This window comes from Citrobacter youngae (assembly GCF_003818115.1).
GTDB lineage: Bacteria > Pseudomonadota > Gammaproteobacteria > Enterobacterales > Enterobacteriaceae > Citrobacter > Citrobacter youngae.
The window spans coordinates 26,081-42,361 of sequence record NZ_RPOI01000017.1; the positions used below are offsets into that span (position 1 = coordinate 26,081).

Consider the following 16,281-nt stretch of genomic DNA (forward strand, 5'->3'; position numbering starts at 1 on the left):
ATAAAACGACTCTGAGGTATACAGCAATTTTGCGTGACCTGTTAATCGAGAACGAAACACATGAAAAAAACCACATTAGCAATGAGTGCACTGGCTCTGAGTTTAGGTTTGGCGTTGTCCCCCCTGTCTGCAACGGCGGCTGAGACAGCGTCTTCAGCGACAACAGCCCAACAGATGCCAAGCCTGGCCCCGATGCTCGAAAAAGTGATGCCATCGGTGGTGAGTATTAATGTCGAGGGGAGCACGACGGTCAATACGCCGCGTATGCCGCGTAATTTCCAGCAGTTCTTTGGTGATAACTCTCCGTTCTGCCAGGACGGTTCTCCGTTCCAGAGCTCACCGTTCTGCCAGGGCGGTGCTCCGGGCGCTGACAACGGCGGCGGCCAGCAGCAGAAATTTATGGCGCTGGGGTCTGGCGTCATCATTGATGCCGCGAAAGGGTATGTTGTGACCAACAACCACGTGGTCGATAATGCCACGGTGATCAAGGTTCAACTGAGCGATGGGCGTAAGTTTGACGCAAAAATCGTCGGAAAAGATCCGCGCTCTGATATCGCGCTGATCCAAATTCAGGATCCGAAAAACCTGACGGCAATTAAGCTGGCAGATTCTGATGCGCTGCGCGTGGGTGATTACACTGTAGCGATTGGTAACCCGTTTGGCCTCGGTGAAACGGTGACATCAGGTATCGTTTCTGCACTGGGGCGTAGTGGCCTGAATGCCGAAAACTACGAGAACTTTATCCAGACGGATGCGGCGATCAACCGCGGTAACTCTGGCGGTGCGCTGGTTAACCTGAATGGTGAGTTGATCGGGATTAACACCGCGATCCTCGCGCCGGACGGTGGCAACATCGGGATTGGTTTTGCTATCCCAAGCAACATGGTGAAAAACCTGACTTCGCAGATGGTTGAGTTCGGCCAGGTTAAACGCGGTGAGCTGGGTATTATGGGGACTGAGCTGAGCTCTGAGCTGGCGAAAGCGATGAAAGTGGATGCCCAGCGTGGGGCATTCGTCAGCCAGGTTATGCCGAACTCTTCTGCAGCGAAAGCCGGTATCAAAGCCGGGGACGTGATTACCTCCCTGAACGGTAAACCAATCAGCAGCTTCGCTGCCCTGCGTGCGCAGGTCGGCACCATGCCAGTGGGTAGCAAAATTAACCTTGGCCTGCTGCGCGACGGTAAGCCGGTAACGGTGAACCTGGAACTGCAGCAGAGCAGCCAGACTCAGGTTGATTCCAGCTCTATCTTCAAAGGCATTGAAGGTGCGGATATGAGCAACAAAGGCCAGGACAAAGGTGTCGTGGTAAGCGATGTGAAACCGAATTCGCCGGCGGCACAGATTGGCCTGAAGAAAGGGGATGTCATCATTGGTGCTAACCAGCAACCGGTGAAAAACATCGCGGAACTGCGCAAAATTCTCGACAGTAAACCGGCTGTTCTGGCGCTGAACATTCAGCGTGGTGACAGCTCTATCTATCTGTTGATGCAATAATCCCTCTGAACCCCTTCCCATATCAGGGAAGGGGTTTCTTTTTGTGATACCTACCACAACTCCATACTTCTCTCTTCTGCTTTGTGCATTTGCACAATGTCGCAGCCTGTTTTCTTCCCTATGCTTGAGCACTGCTCACAGGAGGGCTTTATGGCTGGCTGGCATCTCGATACCAAAATGGCGCAGGATATTGTGGCGCGAACCATGCGCATCATTGATACCAATATCAACGTAATGGATGCCCGTGGGCGGATAATCGGCAGTGGCGATCGCGAACGTATTGGTGAATTGCACGAAGGGGCACTGCTGGTGCTCTCACAGGGCCGGGTAGTCGATATTGATGATGCGGTAGCGCGACATTTGCACGGCGTGCGTCAGGGGATAAACCTGCCGCTGCGGCTCGAAGGCGAAATCGTTGGCGTTATTGGCTTAACCGGTGAGCCGGAGCATTTGCGTAAGTACGGTGAACTGGTGTGTATGACCGCCGAAATGATGCTGGAGCAGTCGCGTTTGATGCATCTGCTCGCTCAGGACAGTCGTCTGCGCGAAGAACTGGTGATGAACCTGATTCAGGCTGAAGAAAACACCCCGGCGCTGGTGGAATGGGCGCAGAGGCTGGGTATAGATCTGAACCAGCCGCGCGTGGTAGCGGTGGTGGAGGTCGACAGCGGTCAGCTTGGTGTAGACAGTGCCATGGCTGAGCTACAGCAATTGCAGAACGCGTTGACTACGCCTGAACGTAATAATCTGATTGCGATTGTTTCCCTGACCGAGATGGTAGTTCTGAAACCCGCACTGAATCAGTTTGGCCGCTGGGATGCAGAAGATCATCGCAAGCGTGTTGAACAGTTGATCGCCCGTATGAAAGAGAACGGACAACTACGCTTTCGCGTATCGCTGGGCAACTATTTTACCGGGCCGGGCAGCATTGCCCGTTCGTATCGCACCGCACGTACAACCATGATGGTCGGCAAGCAGCGCATGCCGGAAAGCCGCAGCTATTTTTACCAGGATTTAATGTTGCCAGTGCTGCTGGACAGCCTGCGCGGCGGCTGGCAGGCTAATGAGCTGGCCCGTCCGCTGGTTCGGCTGAAAGCGATGGATAACAACGGCTTGCTGCGTCGGACTTTAGCGGCGTGGTTTCGGCATAACGTTCAGCCGCTGGCGACCTCAAAAGCGTTATTTATCCACCGTAATACGCTGGAATATCGCCTGAACCGAATTTCAGAGCTGACCGGGCTGGATTTAGGGAATTTTGACGACCGATTGCTGCTGTATGTCGCGCTACAGCTGGATGAGCAGCATTAATTCCTTGCCTGTTGGCGCTACGCTTATCAGGTAAAATGCCGGGGGGCGGCTTCGCCTTACCCGGCCTACGAATACATTCACTCGCGGTTATTTACGCGTTAGTTTTTCCAGATCGGCTTCAATTTCGCTGATCTTGTTGGTCACGACGCTTTCCAGATGACGTAAGTCATCGAGGATCTTGCGTTTAAGATCGACTTCGCTGCGATCGCGCTGGCAGATCTGATCCAGTTCGTCGATCACATAGCGCAGGTTGGGACTGATCTCCTGCACTTCTTTGTAACCCTGGCCGACGCCATCGGCGACAACCGTTTTACGCTGACGGGGATATTTGAACTTCACGCTCTTGGCAAAAAACTCGCCTTTATCCTTCTGGAAATAGATTTTCAGGATATCGTTGTTGGCTTCTTGCCGCAGGCTGTAACGATCGATTTCTTCAGGATTAGTAATGCCCAGACTTTTCAGATTGTCATACATAGCGGTACCCTTAAGCTCACCATAACCATTGAATAATTAACGAAAAGCCTTGTTTATGCCACTCGCAGATGTAAAAAAAGCGGGCTAAGCCCGCTTTTTCAAATCACTGTTAGTCGATGGTGCGTAACAGTTCGTTGATTCCTACTTTGCCACGCGTTTTGGCATCGACTTTCTTCACAATCACCGCGCAGTACAGGCTGTATTTGCCATCTTTCGACGGCAGGTTGCCGGAAACGACAACAGAGCCCGCCGGTACGCGGCCATAATGCACTTCGCCGGTTTCACGATCGTAAATACGGGTGCTCTGACCGATGTACACGCCCATAGAGATAACAGAGCCTTCTTCGACGATCACGCCTTCAACCACCTCAGAGCGCGCGCCGATGAAGCAGTTGTCCTCGATGATGGTCGGGTTAGCTTGTAACGGCTCCAGTACGCCGCCGATGCCAACGCCGCCGGACAGGTGAACGTTTTTACCAATTTGCGCGCAGGAACCCACGGTCGCCCAGGTATCAACCATCGTACCTTCATCAACATAAGCGCCGATGTTCACGTAAGAGGGCATTAATACGGTGTTACGCGCGATAAACGCGCCCTGACGTACAGCCGCTGGCGGAACCACGCGGAAACCTTCTTTCTGGAAGCGTGCTTCGTCGTAGTTGGCGAATTTCATCGGCACTTTATCGAAGTAACGGCTTTCCGCACCCTCGATAACCTGATTATCGTTAATACGGAAAGAGAGCAGGACCGCCTTTTTCAGCCACTGATGCGTGACCCACTGACCCTCAATCTTTTCTGCGACGCGCAGTGCACCGGAATCCAGTAAAGCAATAACCTGATTCACCGCTTCGCGGGTTACGGTATCTACATTTGCCGGAGTGATGTCGGCACGACGCTCAAAAGCGGACTCAATAACGTTCTGTAACTGCTGCATTGTTAAACTCTTTCCATAATAAATAAAAACATTACCCTTTATCGTTTGGATTGAGGGCCTCTGTCAACCGTTGATGTACTTCCTGCTGCAGCTCATTATTAAGGGCACGCCGGTCGGCGGTGGCGATTATGAATAAATCTTCTACTCGCTCGCCAATAGTTGTAATTCGGGCGCCATGCAGCGAAATTCCCAGATCGGCAAAAATCTGCCCGACCCGCGCCAGCAGTCCAGGCTGGTCGAGAGCGATAAGCTCAAGGAATGATTTACGGTCGGTATGGGTCGGAAGAAAAGTAACCTCGGTATCGACGGTAAAGTGGCGTAATTTTGCCGGTTGACGACGCGGCTGCGGCGGTTGCCAACTGCGTTGAGTAATGGCTTGTTCAAGCCCAAAACGGATCGCTTCGTGCCTGTCTGACGACAGCGGACTGCCGTCCGGCTCCAGAACGATGAACGTATCCATCGCCATGCCATCACGGGTGGTGAAAATCTGTGCATCGTGAACGCTAAGATTACGTCTGTCCAGTTCGGCGCAGACGGCGGCGAACAGGTAAGGGCGGTCCGGGCTCCAGATGAAAATTTCTGTCCCGCCGCGCGTGGCCTGCGGGCTGAGTAAAATTAGTGGTTTGCTCAGATCGTGCTGCAGCAAATGGCGTGCATGCCAGGCCAGCTGATTTGGGCTGTGGCGCACGAAATAGTTGGCGCGACAGCGCGACCAGATGTGGTGCAGCGCTTCTTCATCAATGTTGTCCATTCGCAGCAACGCCAGTGCCTGCAGCTGATGATGGCGCACACGCTCGCGCATATCCGGTGTATTTTGCATTCCACGACGCAGCTGTTTTTCCGTGGCGAAGTATAATTCGCGCAACAGGCTTTGCTTCCAGCTATTCCACAGTGTTTCGTTAGTAGCGCAAATATCTGCGACGGTCAGGCACACTAAAAAGCGCAGACGATGTTCCGTTTGTACTTCTTCAGCGAATTGCTTGATCACCTCCGGATCCTGAATATCACGGCGCTGAGCGGTCACCGACATTAGCAGATGCTGGCGCACCAGCCACATGACCAGATTTGTTTCACGCGAGTTGAGTCCGTGTAATTCGGCGAACTTGAGTACGTCCTGAGCCCCCAGAATAGAGTGATCGCCGCCACGTCCTTTGGCGATATCGTGGAACAGCGCAGCAATCAGAATGAGTTCCGGTTGACGCAGGCGCGGCCACAGATCCACACACAGCGGATGGCGCGGGCGAGTCTCTTCCCTGGCAAAACTTTCCAGCTTGAGCATTACGCGGATGGTGTGCTCATCCACCGTATAAGCATGAAACAGGTCAAACTGCATTTGACCGACAATGTGTGACCACTGCGGCATATAGGCCCATAACACGCTGTGGCGATGCATTGGCAACAGGCCGCGACTCACTGCACCCGGATGGCGCAACATGCTGAGAAATAGCGAGCGCGCTTCCGGAATGTAGCACAGCGGTTGAGTTAAATGACGGCGGGCATGACGCAAATGACGCAGTGTGGTGGAGTAAATTCCGGTGATCGCGCTATTGCGTACCATGATGTAAAACATCCGCAAAATAGCCTCGGGCTCGCGGATAAACAGGTCGTCATTGCGCAGGTCAATCAATGTGCCACGCAACTGAAAGTCGTCATCAATTGGGCGCGGTTTTTCATCAGCCGGCATGGCGAGGATCGCCTCGTCAAACAGCTGGAGCAGCATGTGGTTCAGTTCACTCACTCGTCGCGTGACCCGGAAATAGTCTTTCATCATCCGCTCGATCGGCTCATTGCCTTCACCGCCATAATTGAGGCGTTGAGCCACGCTGAGCTGTCGATCAAACAGCAGACGATTATCGTAACGGTTCACGATCAGATGCAATGCAAAGCGAATGCGCCACAGAATATGCAAACATTCATTCAGTTCGGCGCGCTCCGCCAGCGTCAGGAAGCCGAAGCCGACCATCTCATCCAGCGACGTGGCACCAAAATGACGGCGGGCGACCCATTGCAGGGTGTGGATGTCGCGCAGTCCACCAGGACTGCTTTTGATATCCGGCTCCAGGTTGTAGCTGGTGCCGTGATAGCGCTGATGGCGTTGATTCTGTTCCTCCACTTTGGCAGCGTAAAATTTATCGGACGGCCAGAAACCTTCGCTAAAAATATGCTTTTGTAGCTCCAGAAACAGCGCCACGTCGCCAATCAGCAGGCGTGTTTCAATCAGGTTGGTGGCGACGGTTAAATCCGATAGCCCCTCCAGCAGACACTCTTCCAGCGTCCGCACGCTGTGCCCAACCTCTAGCCTCACGTCCCATAGCAGCGTTAACAGCTCGCCGACTTTTTCGGCCTGTGCGTCAGGGAGCTTTTTACGACTCAGGATCAGTAGGTCAATATCGGAAAGGGGATGCAGTTCGCCGCGTCCGTAACCGCCAACAGCAACCAGCGCCAGATCGGCAATCTGACCGAAACCGGCTTCAATCCACAGACGCTGAAGTAACTGGTCAATAAACTCGGTGCGGGCCTCAATGAGTTGCTCTGCGGAGATCCCGCTGTCAAACGCTTCGCCTAACCAGTGCTGGAAAGCGTCGATATGCGCTTTAATGCCGGGGCAGTTGAGGTCGTGCTGTGGCCATGTCCCCGGGTTTTGCGGTTGGCCAGGCAGGGTGGGGAGGGCAGTATTTGCGTGCTGTTCAGGAAGAGTATTCATTATGCGCCACCCATTAAAAAGCCGGATGGCGGCTAATGCGCCTTACCCGGCCTACGGATTTACTCTTCATCCTTCAAGCTGCTTCTGCGTTGGCTGCGCTCGTTCACTCCAGTCACGTACTTTTGTACGCTTCTGGAGATTCACTCTCTTGCCGTCTTGAAGCAACTCGAATGATTTTGAGTAAAGGTGCAATTTGTAGGCCTGATAAGATGCAGGGGCATCGCCATCAGGCAAAACATTATTCGCCGTGTGTGATGATCGCCGGGATGGTGTCATCCGTGCGTAACGTCAGAATTTCACAGCCGTTTTCCGTCACCACAATAGTATGCTCGTACTGAGCAGACAAGCTCCGGTCTTTGGTTTTCACCGTCCAGCCGTCTTTCATGGTGCGGATACGGTAATCACCGGCATTCAGCATCGGTTCTACGGTGAAGGTCATGCCCGGCTGCAGTACCACACCGCCGTCGTCCGCATCGTAATGCAGAACCTGCGGTTCTTCATGGAAGCCGCGACCAATGCCGTGACCGCAGTATTCACGGACCACAGAGAAACCTTCGCCTTCCGCGTATTTCTGAATTGCAGCACCCAGGGTACGCAGGCGAATACCTGGTTTTACCATGCGCAGCGCCAGGTACAGGCTTTCCTGCGTGACGCGGCACAGACGCTCGCCAAGAATGGTCGGTTTCCCGACGATAAACATTTTGGACGTATCGCCGTGGTATTCGTCTTTAATCACGGTGACGTCAATGTTGACGATATCGCCGTCTTTCAGGAGCTTGGCATCGTCCGGGATCCCGTGGCACACGACTTCATTAATAGAGATGCACACGGATTTCGGATAACCGTGATAGCCCAGGCATGCGGAAATGGCCTGCTGTTCATTCACGATGTAGTCGTTACAGATGCGATCCAGCTCGCCGGTGCTGACGCCCGGTTTAACAAACGGTGCGATCATTTCCAGTACATCAGCGGCCAGGCGGCCTGCGACGCGCATTTTTTCGATTTCTTCAGGGGTCTTGATTGAGATAGCCATGAATTCTGTCCATCAGTGCCGATGATATCGGCAATAATTGTTTAAGTGCTGCCAATGGTATCAGTCCCGCATACATGCTGCCAAATTGAGAATCATTCTAAACTTCGCCTTTCGTGCCACAGGTGCGTTGGCTGTATTTTTTCACTCCAGTCACTTACTACATGTAAGCTCCTGGAGATTCAAAAATTTGCCGCCTTCCTGTAACACGAAATTCATCGTTCATTCAGCACACAGTACCAACAATTATTGGTGTCGACGGCGTATTTGTGGTATAAAGCGCGCCGGACTTCCGTTCTATTCGCAGACTACACACGATGGACGGGAGCGACAAATCTCACTTTGTGTAACAACACACACGTATCGACACATATTCCGGGGTGCCCTTAAGGGTCGGTAATATGGGATGCGTGGAGGCTTAACCCCAACTTTTATATATAGAGGTTTTAATCATGGCAACTGTTTCCATGCGCGACATGCTCAAGGCTGGTGTTCACTTCGGTCACCAGACCCGTTACTGGAACCCGAAAATGAAGCCGTTCATCTTCGGTGCGCGTAACAAAGTTCACATCATCAACCTTGAGAAAACTGTACCGATGTTCAACGAAGCTCTGGCTGAACTGAACAAGATCTCTGCTCGTAAAGGTAAAATCCTTTTCGTTGGTACTAAACGCGCTGCAAGCGAAGCGGTGAAAGACGCTGCTAACAGCTGCGACCAGTTCTTCGTGAACCATCGCTGGCTGGGCGGTATGCTGACTAACTGGAAAACCGTTCGTCAGTCCATCAAACGTCTGAAAGATCTGGAAACTCAGTCTCAGGACGGTACTTTCGAAAAGCTGACCAAGAAAGAAGCGCTGATGCGCACCCGTGAGCTTGAGAAACTGGAAAACAGCCTGGGCGGTATCAAAGACATGGGCGGCCTGCCGGACGCTCTGTTCGTAATCGATGCTGACCACGAGCACATTGCTATCAAAGAAGCAAACAACCTGGGTATCCCGGTATTTGCTATCGTTGATACCAACTCTGATCCGGACGGTGTTGACTTCGTTATCCCGGGTAACGACGACGCAATCCGTGCTGTGACCCTGTACCTGGGCGCTGTAGCTACTACCGTTCGTGAAGGCCGTTCTCAGGATCTGGCTTCCCAGGCGGAAGAAAGCTTCGTAGAAGCTGAATAATAAGGCACGCTCGTTAGAGCGACCCCTTATATATCCTGGATAATTCGAGTTGCTGGAAGGCGTTGACGCAACGAATCCCCCGGAGCTTACGTCAGTAAGTGACTGGGGTGAGTAAGGAAAACAACGCACCAGCAGCTTGAAGAATGACGGATATAGGCCAGGTAGTATCACGTTTGGTTAGGGGGCCTGTATATGGCCCCCTTTTTCACTTTTAAATCTGTGCGGTTTCATGCCGGGCAGATCAAATCTTCCGAGGATTTTAGAATGGCTGAAATTACCGCATCCCTGGTAAAAGAGCTGCGTGAGCGTACTGGCGCAGGCATGATGGATTGCAAAAAAGCACTGACTGAAGCTAATGGCGACATCGAGCTGGCAATCGAAAACATGCGTAAGTCCGGTGCTATTAAAGCAGCGAAAAAAGCAGGCAACGTTGCTGCTGACGGCGTAATCAAAACCAAAATCGACGGCAATATCGCTTTCATTCTGGAAGTTAACTGCCAGACTGACTTCGTTGCTAAAGATGCTGGTTTCCAGGCATTTGCTGACAAAGTACTGGACGCTGCTGTTGCTGGCAAAATCACTGACGTTGAAGTTCTGAAAGCACAGTTCGAAGAAGAACGTGTTGCTCTGGTTGCTAAAATCGGTGAGAACATCAACATCCGTCGCGTGGCTTCCCTGGAAGGCGAAGTTCTGGGTAGCTACCAGCACGGTGCGCGTATCGGTGTTCTGGTTGCTGCAACTGGCGCTGATGAAGAACTGGTTAAACAGCTGGCAATGCACATTGCTGCAAGCAAACCAGAATTCGTTAAGCCGGAAGACGTTTCTGCTGAAGTAGTAGAAAAAGAATACCAGGTTCAGCTGGATATCGCGATGCAGTCTGGCAAGCCGAAAGAAATCGCAGAGAAAATGGTTGAAGGCCGCATGAAGAAATTCACCGGCGAAGTTTCTCTGACTGGTCAGCCTTTCGTTATGGAACCGAGCAAATCTGTTGCTCAGCTGCTGAAAGAGCACAACGCTGACGTAACTGGTTTCATCCGCTTCGAAGTGGGTGAAGGCATCGAGAAAGTTGAGACTGACTTTGCAGCAGAAGTTGCTGCGATGTCCAAGCAGTCTTAATTTTAAAAGGAGCCGCCTGAGGGCGGCTTCTTTTTGCGCCCGACTTGTAAATTCAGCTAAGCGCTATAGTGGCAGGGCTGAAAAGCGACATACAATGTCGCTGGAATTAACTCATCTCATTCGTTGACAGTCTCAGGAAAGAAACATGGCTACCAATGCAAAACCCGTCTACAAACGTATTCTGCTTAAGTTAAGTGGCGAAGCTCTGCAAGGTTCAGAGGGCTTCGGTATTGATGCAAGCATACTTGACCGTATGGCTCAGGAAATCAAAGAGCTGGTCGAGCTGGGAATCCAGGTTGGCGTAGTGATCGGTGGTGGTAACCTGTTCCGTGGTGCTGGTCTGGCGAAAGCAGGGATGAACCGCGTCGTGGGCGACCACATGGGCATGTTAGCCACCGTAATGAACGGTCTGGCGATGCGCGATGCGCTTCACCGCGCCTATGTGAACGCTCGCCTGATGTCCGCTATCCCTCTGAACGGTGTGTGTGATAACTACAGCTGGGCGGAAGCGATCAGCCTGCTGCGTAACAACCGCGTGGTTATTTTGTCCGCTGGTACAGGCAACCCGTTCTTCACCACTGACTCCGCAGCCTGCCTGCGTGGTATTGAAATTGAAGCGGATGTGGTTCTGAAAGCCACTAAAGTTGATGGTGTGTTTACCGCCGATCCAGCTAAAGATCCAACAGCAACCATGTACGAACAGTTGACCTATGCTGAAGTACTGGATAAAGAACTGAAAGTGATGGATCTGGCTGCGTTCACGCTGGCTCGTGACCACAAATTACCGATTCGTGTCTTCAACATGAACAAACCGGGTGCGTTGCGCCGCGTTGTGATGGGTGAAAAAGAAGGCACGTTAATCACGGAATAATTCCCGTTGCGGCTAAATGCAGGTAATATTCCGCTTTAATGTCGCGGGATACGTCCCTCAAAATTAATCAAGACTATACTTGTCACATCTTGCGTGGTGGGTATGGTCTGACTGAAACAAGCTTTCAAGGATTCGTAACGTGATCAACGATATCAGAAAAGATGCTGAAGTACGCATGGACAAATGCGTCGAAGCATTCAAAAATCAAATCAGCAAAATTCGCACGGGTCGTGCTTCTCCCAGCCTGCTGGATGGCATTATCGTAGAATATTACGGCACGCCGACTCCGCTGCGCCAGCTGGCAAGCGTAACGGTTGAAGATTCCCGTACCCTGAAAATCAACGTGTTTGACCGTTCTATGGGGCCGGCTGTTGAGAAAGCGATTATGGCTTCTGACCTCGGTCTGAACCCAAGCTCAGCGGGTTCTGACATCCGCGTTCCGCTGCCACCGCTGACCGAAGAACGTCGTAAAGATCTGACCAAGATCGTACGTGGTGAAGCTGAAGGCGCGCGTGTTGCTGTGCGTAACGTACGCCGTGATGCCAACGACAAAGTGAAAGCGCTGCTGAAAGATAAAGAGATCAGCGAAGATGACGATCGCCGTTCTCAGGACGACGTACAGAAACTGACCGATGCTGCAATCAAGAAAGTTGATGCGGCGCTGGCAGAGAAAGAAGCGGAACTGATGCAGTTCTGATTCGCCTGTACGCTAAAAACGCCGCTTAGAAGGCCTGAGAAGGCTGGATGGCGGCGTTTTGCTTTTTTATCCTGTCTCAATTCTTCTGGATGTCTCATGAAGCAATTAACCATCCTGGGCTCAACCGGCTCTATTGGTTGCAGTACGCTCGATGTAGTACGCCATAACCCGGATAAATTTCGTGTTGCTGCGTTGGTAGCGGGTAAAAATGTCGCCCGTATGGTGGAGCAATGCCTTGAGTTTTCCCCCCGCTACGCGGTGATGGATGACGAAAAAAGTGCAGCGCTGGTGAAATCCGCATTGCGGGATCATGGAAGTCGCACCGAGGTTATGTGCGGGCAGCAGGCTGCCTGTGATATGGCCGCGCTGGATGATGTCGATCAGGTCATGGCGGCGATAGTTGGCGCGGCAGGTTTGTTGCCAACGCTTGCGGCAATCCGCGCAGGCAAAAACATTTTGCTGGCGAATAAAGAGTCTCTGGTAACCTGCGGACGTCTGTTTATGGACGACGTGAAACGGCATAAAGCGCAGCTTTTGCCGGTAGATAGCGAACATAACGCGATTTTTCAGAGTTTACCGCAACCTATCCAACACAATCTGGGATACGCTGACCTTGAGCAAAACGGCGTTGTGTCTGTTTTGCTTACCGGGTCTGGTGGCCCTTTCCGTGAAACGCCATTGCCCGATCTGGCTCTAATGACTCCCGATCAGGCATGTCGTCATCCGAATTGGTCGATGGGACGAAAAATCTCCGTCGATTCCGCCACCATGATGAATAAAGGTCTGGAATACATTGAAGCGCGTTGGTTGTTTAATGCCAGTGCAAGCCAGATGGAAGTGCTGATCCATCCACAGTCGGTTATTCACTCGATGGTCCGTTATCAGGATGGTAGCGTCCTGGCCCAGTTGGGTGAGCCTGATATGCGCACGCCTATCGCCCATACGATGGCATGGCCGGAACGTGTGAGCTCTGGGGTTAAGCCTGTCGATTTTTGCAAACTCAGTGCGTTGACGTTTTCCGCACCTGATTATCAGCGTTATCCGTGCCTGAAACTGGCGATGGACGCGTTTGAGCAAGGACAGGCTGCGACAACTGCGTTGAACGCCGCAAATGAGATTACCGTTGCTGCATTTTTGGCGCAGCAGATTCGATTTACGGATATCGCCGATCTCAATTTGTCCGTACTGGATAGGATGGATTTGCAGGAACCGCAGAGCGTTGAAGATGTGCTGAGGGTCGATGCCATCGCCAGAGACGTCGCGACAAAACAAGTGACACGACTCTCAAGCTGATGATAATCACTCTGTGAGGGATCGTGCTATTTGTTAGCGTTGGGCTTCAGTGATATAGTCTGCGCCACCTGATCGCAGGTATTTGCTTTTTTTCGATCGGGTAAGCCGTGGTTTGACACGGCTTTTTTGTGGATAGGCTTCAGTATTCCTGAGTACCGTATAATCCTTTCAGGGACTAAAAACGCGTTATGTTGTCTGCAACTAAACCATTAAGCGAGAACTTGCCAGCACATGGTTGTCGCCATGTCGCAATTATCATGGATGGCAATGGCCGCTGGGCGAAAAAGCAAGGGAAGATCCGCGCCTTTGGGCATAAGGCCGGAGCAAAATCCGTCCGCCGGGCTGTCTCTTTTGCTGCCAATAACGGTATTGACGCGTTAACGCTGTATGCCTTTAGCAGTGAGAACTGGAACCGACCAGCGCAGGAAGTCAGTGCGTTAATGGAATTGTTTGTGTGGGCACTTGATAGCGAAGTGAAAAACCTGCACCGCCATAACGTGCGCCTGCGTATTATTGGGGATATCAGTCGATTTAACACACGTTTGCAAGAACGGATTCGCAAGTCGGAAGCGCTTACAGCCCAGAATACCGGGTTAACGCTGAATATTGCCGCGAATTACGGTGGACGGTGGGATATTGTCCAGGGCGTCAGGCAACTGGCACAACAGGTGCAGGAAGGTCTGTTGCGTCCAGAGCAAATTGATGAAGAGATGCTTGGTCAGCAAGTGTGTATGCATGAGCTGGCTCCTGTGGATTTAGTGATAAGGACTGGGGGAGAGCATCGAATTAGTAATTTTTTGTTGTGGCAAATTGCCTATGCCGAACTTTACTTTACGGATGTTCTCTGGCCCGATTTCGATGAACAAGACTTTGAAGGTGCGCTACATGCCTTTGCTAATCGTGAGCGTCGTTTCGGCGGCACCGAGCCCGGTGATGAAAAAGCCTGATGGGGGTCGCTTTTGCTGAAGTATCGCCTGATTTCTGCTTTTGTTTTAATACCCGTTGTCATCGCGGCGTTGTTTTTGTTGCCGCCAGTGGGGTTCGCCATTGTTACGCTGGTCGTCTGTATGCTGGCCGCCTGGGAATGGGGACAGTTAAGCGGTTTTGCCACGCGTACACAGCGAGTTTGGTTGGCGGTTTTGTGCGGGCTATTGCTGGCACTGATGCTGTTTTTGCTGCCTGAGTATCATCATAATATTCACCAACCGCTGGTTGAAGTGTCGCTTTGGGCGTCGCTGGGCTGGTGGGCCGTGGCGCTATTACTGGTGTTGTTTTACCCCGGTTCAGCCTCGGTCTGGCGTAATTCCAAAACATTACGCATAATTTTCGGCGTGTTAACCATTGTTCCTTTCTTTTGGGGAATGCTGGCGCTACGTGCCTGGCACTATGATGAGAATCATTATAGTGGCGCGCTATGGCTGCTCTATGTCATGATCCTCGTTTGGGGAGCGGACTCTGGTGCCTATATGTTTGGTAAGATGTTTGGCAAACATAAACTGGCGCCGAAGGTTTCTCCTGGTAAAACCTGGCAGGGTTTTATTGGCGGACTTGCCACTGCAGCTGTAATCTCGTGGGGTTATGGTATGTGGGCGAATCTTGAAGTTGCGCCTGTCACCTTGCTCATTTGCTCCATCGTTGCAGCCCTGGCCTCCGTGCTGGGTGACCTGACCGAGAGTATGTTTAAGCGTGAAGCAGGTATTAAGGACAGTGGTCACTTAATCCCAGGACACGGTGGTATTCTGGATCGTATTGACAGCCTGACGGCTGCGGTGCCGGTCTTTGCTTGCCTGTTGTTACTGGTATTCAGGACGCTCTAACGGATGGTCTTATGCTGAGTATTCTCTGGAATCTGGCTGCATTCATCGTTGCACTTGGTGTACTTATCACCGTGCATGAATTTGGTCATTTCTGGGTTGCACGGCGCTGCGGAGTCCGCGTCGAGCGCTTTTCCATTGGCTTTGGAAAAGCGCTTTGGCGCCGTACCGATAAACAGGGTACGGAATACGTGATCGCCTTAATTCCCCTCGGCGGTTACGTCAAAATGCTGGATGAGCGCGCTGAGCCCGTTGTACCGGAGCTGCGCCACTATGCTTTCAACAATAAAACAGTTGGGCAGCGCGCGGCCATTATCGCTGCAGGCCCGATTGCAAATTTCCTCTTCGCTATTTTTGCCTACTGGCTGGTGTTTATCATCGGTGTCCCTGGCGTTCGTCCGGTTGTTGGTGAAATAACACCCAACTCGATTGCTGCCCAGGCGCAAATTCAGCCAGGTACGGAACTAAAAGCGGTTGATGGTATCGAAACCCCTGATTGGGATACCGTCCGATTGCAGCTGGTAGCCAAAATTGGTGATGAGCAGACTATCCTCAGCGTGGCACCGTTTGGTAGTAACCAGCGACAGGATAAAACGCTGGATTTGCGCCAATGGGCATTTGAGCCAGACAAACAGGACCCCGTCACGAGTTTGGGCATTCGTCCTCGTGGTTCGCAGATTGAACCGGTGCTGTCAGAAGTGCAGGTAAACTCCGCGGCAAGTAAGGCGGGTTTGCAAGCTGGCGACAGGATCGTTAAAGTCAATGGTCAGCCGCTGACGCAATGGATGACGTTCGTGACGTTGGTGCGCGATAATCCGGATAAGCCGTTAGCGCTAGATATTGAAAGACAAGGAAGTTCCTTGTCTTTAACGTTAACCCCAGATTCAAAAGAGGTTAACGGGAAGGCAGAAGGTTTTGCGGGCGTGGTGCCTAAAGTTATTCCTCTGCCTGATGAGTATAAGACTGTACGCCAGTATGGGCCATTCAGCGCCATCCTCGAAGCCTCGGATAAAACGTGGCAGTTGATGAAGCTAACGGTCAGTATGCTGGGAAAATTGATTACCGGTGATGTAAAACTGAACAACCTCAGTGGGCCGATTTCTATCGCCCAGGGGGCTGGGATGTCAGCGGAGTTCGGGGTTATTTATTACCTGATGTTCCTTGCGCTTATCAGCGTGAACTTAGGGATAATCAACCTGTTTCCGTTGCCCGTTCTTGACGGGGGGCATCTGCTGTTCCTGGCGATTGAAAAGCTGAAGGGCGGTCCGGTATCCGAGCGGGTTCAAGACTTTAGTTATCGCATTGGCTCTATCTTGCTGGTGTTGTTAATGGGGCTTGCACTTTTCAATGATTTCTCTCGGTTGTAAG

The 16,281-nt window shown here is 51.9% G+C and carries 14 protein-coding genes; 10 read left to right on the forward strand and 4 right to left on the reverse strand.

What is annotated here, in order from left to right; all coding sequences use genetic code 11:
- The first annotated feature begins 60 nt into the window (after window positions 1–60).
- Together degP and cdaR are read left to right on the forward strand one after the other, a co-directional pair.
- Entirely contained in the window at window positions 61–1,494 is a 1,434-nt protein-coding gene (gene degP, locus EHN13_RS15565; RefSeq protein ID WP_005132129.1) for a serine endoprotease DegP, read from the forward strand.
- A gap of 150 nt (window positions 1,495–1,644) precedes the next feature.
- A complete protein-coding gene (gene cdaR, locus EHN13_RS15570; RefSeq protein WP_005132128.1) occupies window positions 1,645–2,802 on the forward strand; it encodes a DNA-binding transcriptional regulator CdaR in 1,158 nt (385 codons plus the stop codon).
- 87 nt (window positions 2,803–2,889) lie between these two features.
- On the opposite strand, the gene EHN13_RS15575 is transcribed toward cdaR, so the two are convergent.
- The 4 genes from EHN13_RS15575 to map all read right to left on the reverse strand — a co-directional run bounded on the left by EHN13_RS15575 (window position 2,890) and on the right by map (window position 7,947).
- Entirely contained in the window at window positions 2,890–3,276 is a 387-nt protein-coding gene (locus EHN13_RS15575) for a DUF3461 family protein (RefSeq protein ID WP_003018562.1), read from the reverse strand.
- A 109-nt stretch (window positions 3,277–3,385) separates the two neighbouring features.
- The gene (dapD, locus tag EHN13_RS15580) at window positions 3,386–4,210 is read right to left on the reverse strand and encodes a 2,3,4,5-tetrahydropyridine-2,6-dicarboxylate N-succinyltransferase (RefSeq protein ID WP_003837532.1); all 825 of its coding nucleotides are present in this window, start codon (window positions 4,208–4,210) and stop codon (window positions 3,386–3,388) included.
- Between the two features lie 31 nt (window positions 4,211–4,241).
- Window positions 4,242–6,914: a bifunctional uridylyltransferase/uridylyl-removing protein GlnD gene (gene glnD / locus EHN13_RS15585; protein WP_048212649.1), complete on the reverse strand. Its 2,673-nt coding sequence runs from the start codon at window positions 6,912–6,914 to the stop codon at window positions 4,242–4,244.
- Window positions 6,915–7,152: 238 nt separating this feature from the next.
- Window positions 7,153–7,947 carry a type I methionyl aminopeptidase gene (gene map / locus EHN13_RS15590; protein WP_048212648.1) on the reverse strand — a complete coding sequence of 265 codons (795 nt, stop codon included), beginning with the start codon at window positions 7,945–7,947 and terminating at the stop codon, window positions 7,153–7,155.
- A gap of 449 nt (window positions 7,948–8,396) precedes the next feature.
- Between map and rpsB the strand changes: the two genes are divergently transcribed.
- From rpsB to rseP, 8 genes are all read left to right on the forward strand, one after another.
- On the forward strand, window positions 8,397–9,122 hold the full coding sequence (rpsB, locus tag EHN13_RS15595) for a 30S ribosomal protein S2 (protein WP_005132117.1): 726 nt from the start codon (window positions 8,397–8,399) through the stop codon (window positions 9,120–9,122).
- 264 nt (window positions 9,123–9,386) lie between these two features.
- Complete coding sequence (tsf, locus tag EHN13_RS15600; RefSeq protein ID WP_005132116.1) at window positions 9,387–10,238, forward strand: translation elongation factor Ts; 852 nt, start codon at window positions 9,387–9,389, stop codon at window positions 10,236–10,238.
- Window positions 10,239–10,383: 145 nt separating this feature from the next.
- Window positions 10,384–11,109 carry a UMP kinase gene (gene pyrH / locus EHN13_RS15605; protein WP_005132114.1) on the forward strand — a complete coding sequence of 242 codons (726 nt, stop codon included), beginning with the start codon at window positions 10,384–10,386 and terminating at the stop codon, window positions 11,107–11,109.
- Between the two features lie 139 nt (window positions 11,110–11,248).
- Window positions 11,249–11,806 (forward strand): ribosome recycling factor, encoded by a 558-nt coding sequence (gene frr / locus EHN13_RS15610; protein ID WP_005132113.1) that lies wholly within the window; start codon window positions 11,249–11,251, stop codon window positions 11,804–11,806.
- Between the two features lie 96 nt (window positions 11,807–11,902).
- Window positions 11,903–13,099 (forward strand): 1-deoxy-D-xylulose-5-phosphate reductoisomerase, encoded by a 1,197-nt coding sequence (ispC, locus tag EHN13_RS15615; RefSeq protein ID WP_048212647.1) that lies wholly within the window; start codon window positions 11,903–11,905, stop codon window positions 13,097–13,099.
- A 188-nt stretch (window positions 13,100–13,287) separates the two neighbouring features.
- Complete coding sequence (gene ispU / locus EHN13_RS15620) at window positions 13,288–14,046, forward strand: (2E,6E)-farnesyl-diphosphate-specific ditrans,polycis-undecaprenyl-diphosphate synthase (RefSeq protein WP_040230029.1); 759 nt, start codon at window positions 13,288–13,290, stop codon at window positions 14,044–14,046.
- Between the two features lie 12 nt (window positions 14,047–14,058).
- Window positions 14,059–14,916: a phosphatidate cytidylyltransferase gene (gene cdsA, locus EHN13_RS15625; RefSeq protein WP_048212646.1), complete on the forward strand. Its 858-nt coding sequence runs from the start codon at window positions 14,059–14,061 to the stop codon at window positions 14,914–14,916.
- An 11-nt stretch (window positions 14,917–14,927) separates the two neighbouring features.
- Complete coding sequence (gene rseP, locus EHN13_RS15630; protein ID WP_124021706.1) at window positions 14,928–16,280, forward strand: sigma E protease regulator RseP; 1,353 nt, start codon at window positions 14,928–14,930, stop codon at window positions 16,278–16,280.
- The last annotated feature ends 1 nt before the right edge of the window (window position 16,281 follow it).

Bases quoted from the DNA above. Each gene is read 5' to 3' on its own strand.
- degP (WP_005132129.1), top strand. From the start codon at position 61: ATGAAAAAAACCACATTAGCAATGAGTGCACTGGCTCTGAGTTTAGGT.
- cdaR (WP_005132128.1), top strand. From the start codon at position 1,645: ATGGCTGGCTGGCATCTCGATACCAAAATGGCGCAGGATATTGTGGCG.
- EHN13_RS15575 (WP_003018562.1), bottom strand. From the start codon at position 3,276: ATGTATGACAATCTGAAAAGTCTGGGCATTACTAATCCTGAAGAAATC.
- dapD (WP_003837532.1), bottom strand. From the start codon at position 4,210: ATGCAGCAGTTACAGAACGTTATTGAGTCCGCTTTTGAGCGTCGTGCC.
- glnD (WP_048212649.1), bottom strand. From the start codon at position 6,914: ATGAATACTCTTCCTGAACAGCACGCAAATACTGCCCTCCCCACCCTG.
- map (WP_048212648.1), bottom strand. From the start codon at position 7,947: ATGGCTATCTCAATCAAGACCCCTGAAGAAATCGAAAAAATGCGCGTC.
- rpsB (WP_005132117.1), top strand. From the start codon at position 8,397: ATGGCAACTGTTTCCATGCGCGACATGCTCAAGGCTGGTGTTCACTTC.
- tsf (WP_005132116.1), top strand. From the start codon at position 9,387: ATGGCTGAAATTACCGCATCCCTGGTAAAAGAGCTGCGTGAGCGTACT.
- pyrH (WP_005132114.1), top strand. From the start codon at position 10,384: ATGGCTACCAATGCAAAACCCGTCTACAAACGTATTCTGCTTAAGTTA.
- ispC (WP_048212647.1), top strand. From the start codon at position 11,903: ATGAAGCAATTAACCATCCTGGGCTCAACCGGCTCTATTGGTTGCAGT.
- ispU (WP_040230029.1), top strand. From the start codon at position 13,288: ATGTTGTCTGCAACTAAACCATTAAGCGAGAACTTGCCAGCACATGGT.
- rseP (WP_124021706.1), top strand. From the start codon at position 14,928: ATGCTGAGTATTCTCTGGAATCTGGCTGCATTCATCGTTGCACTTGGT.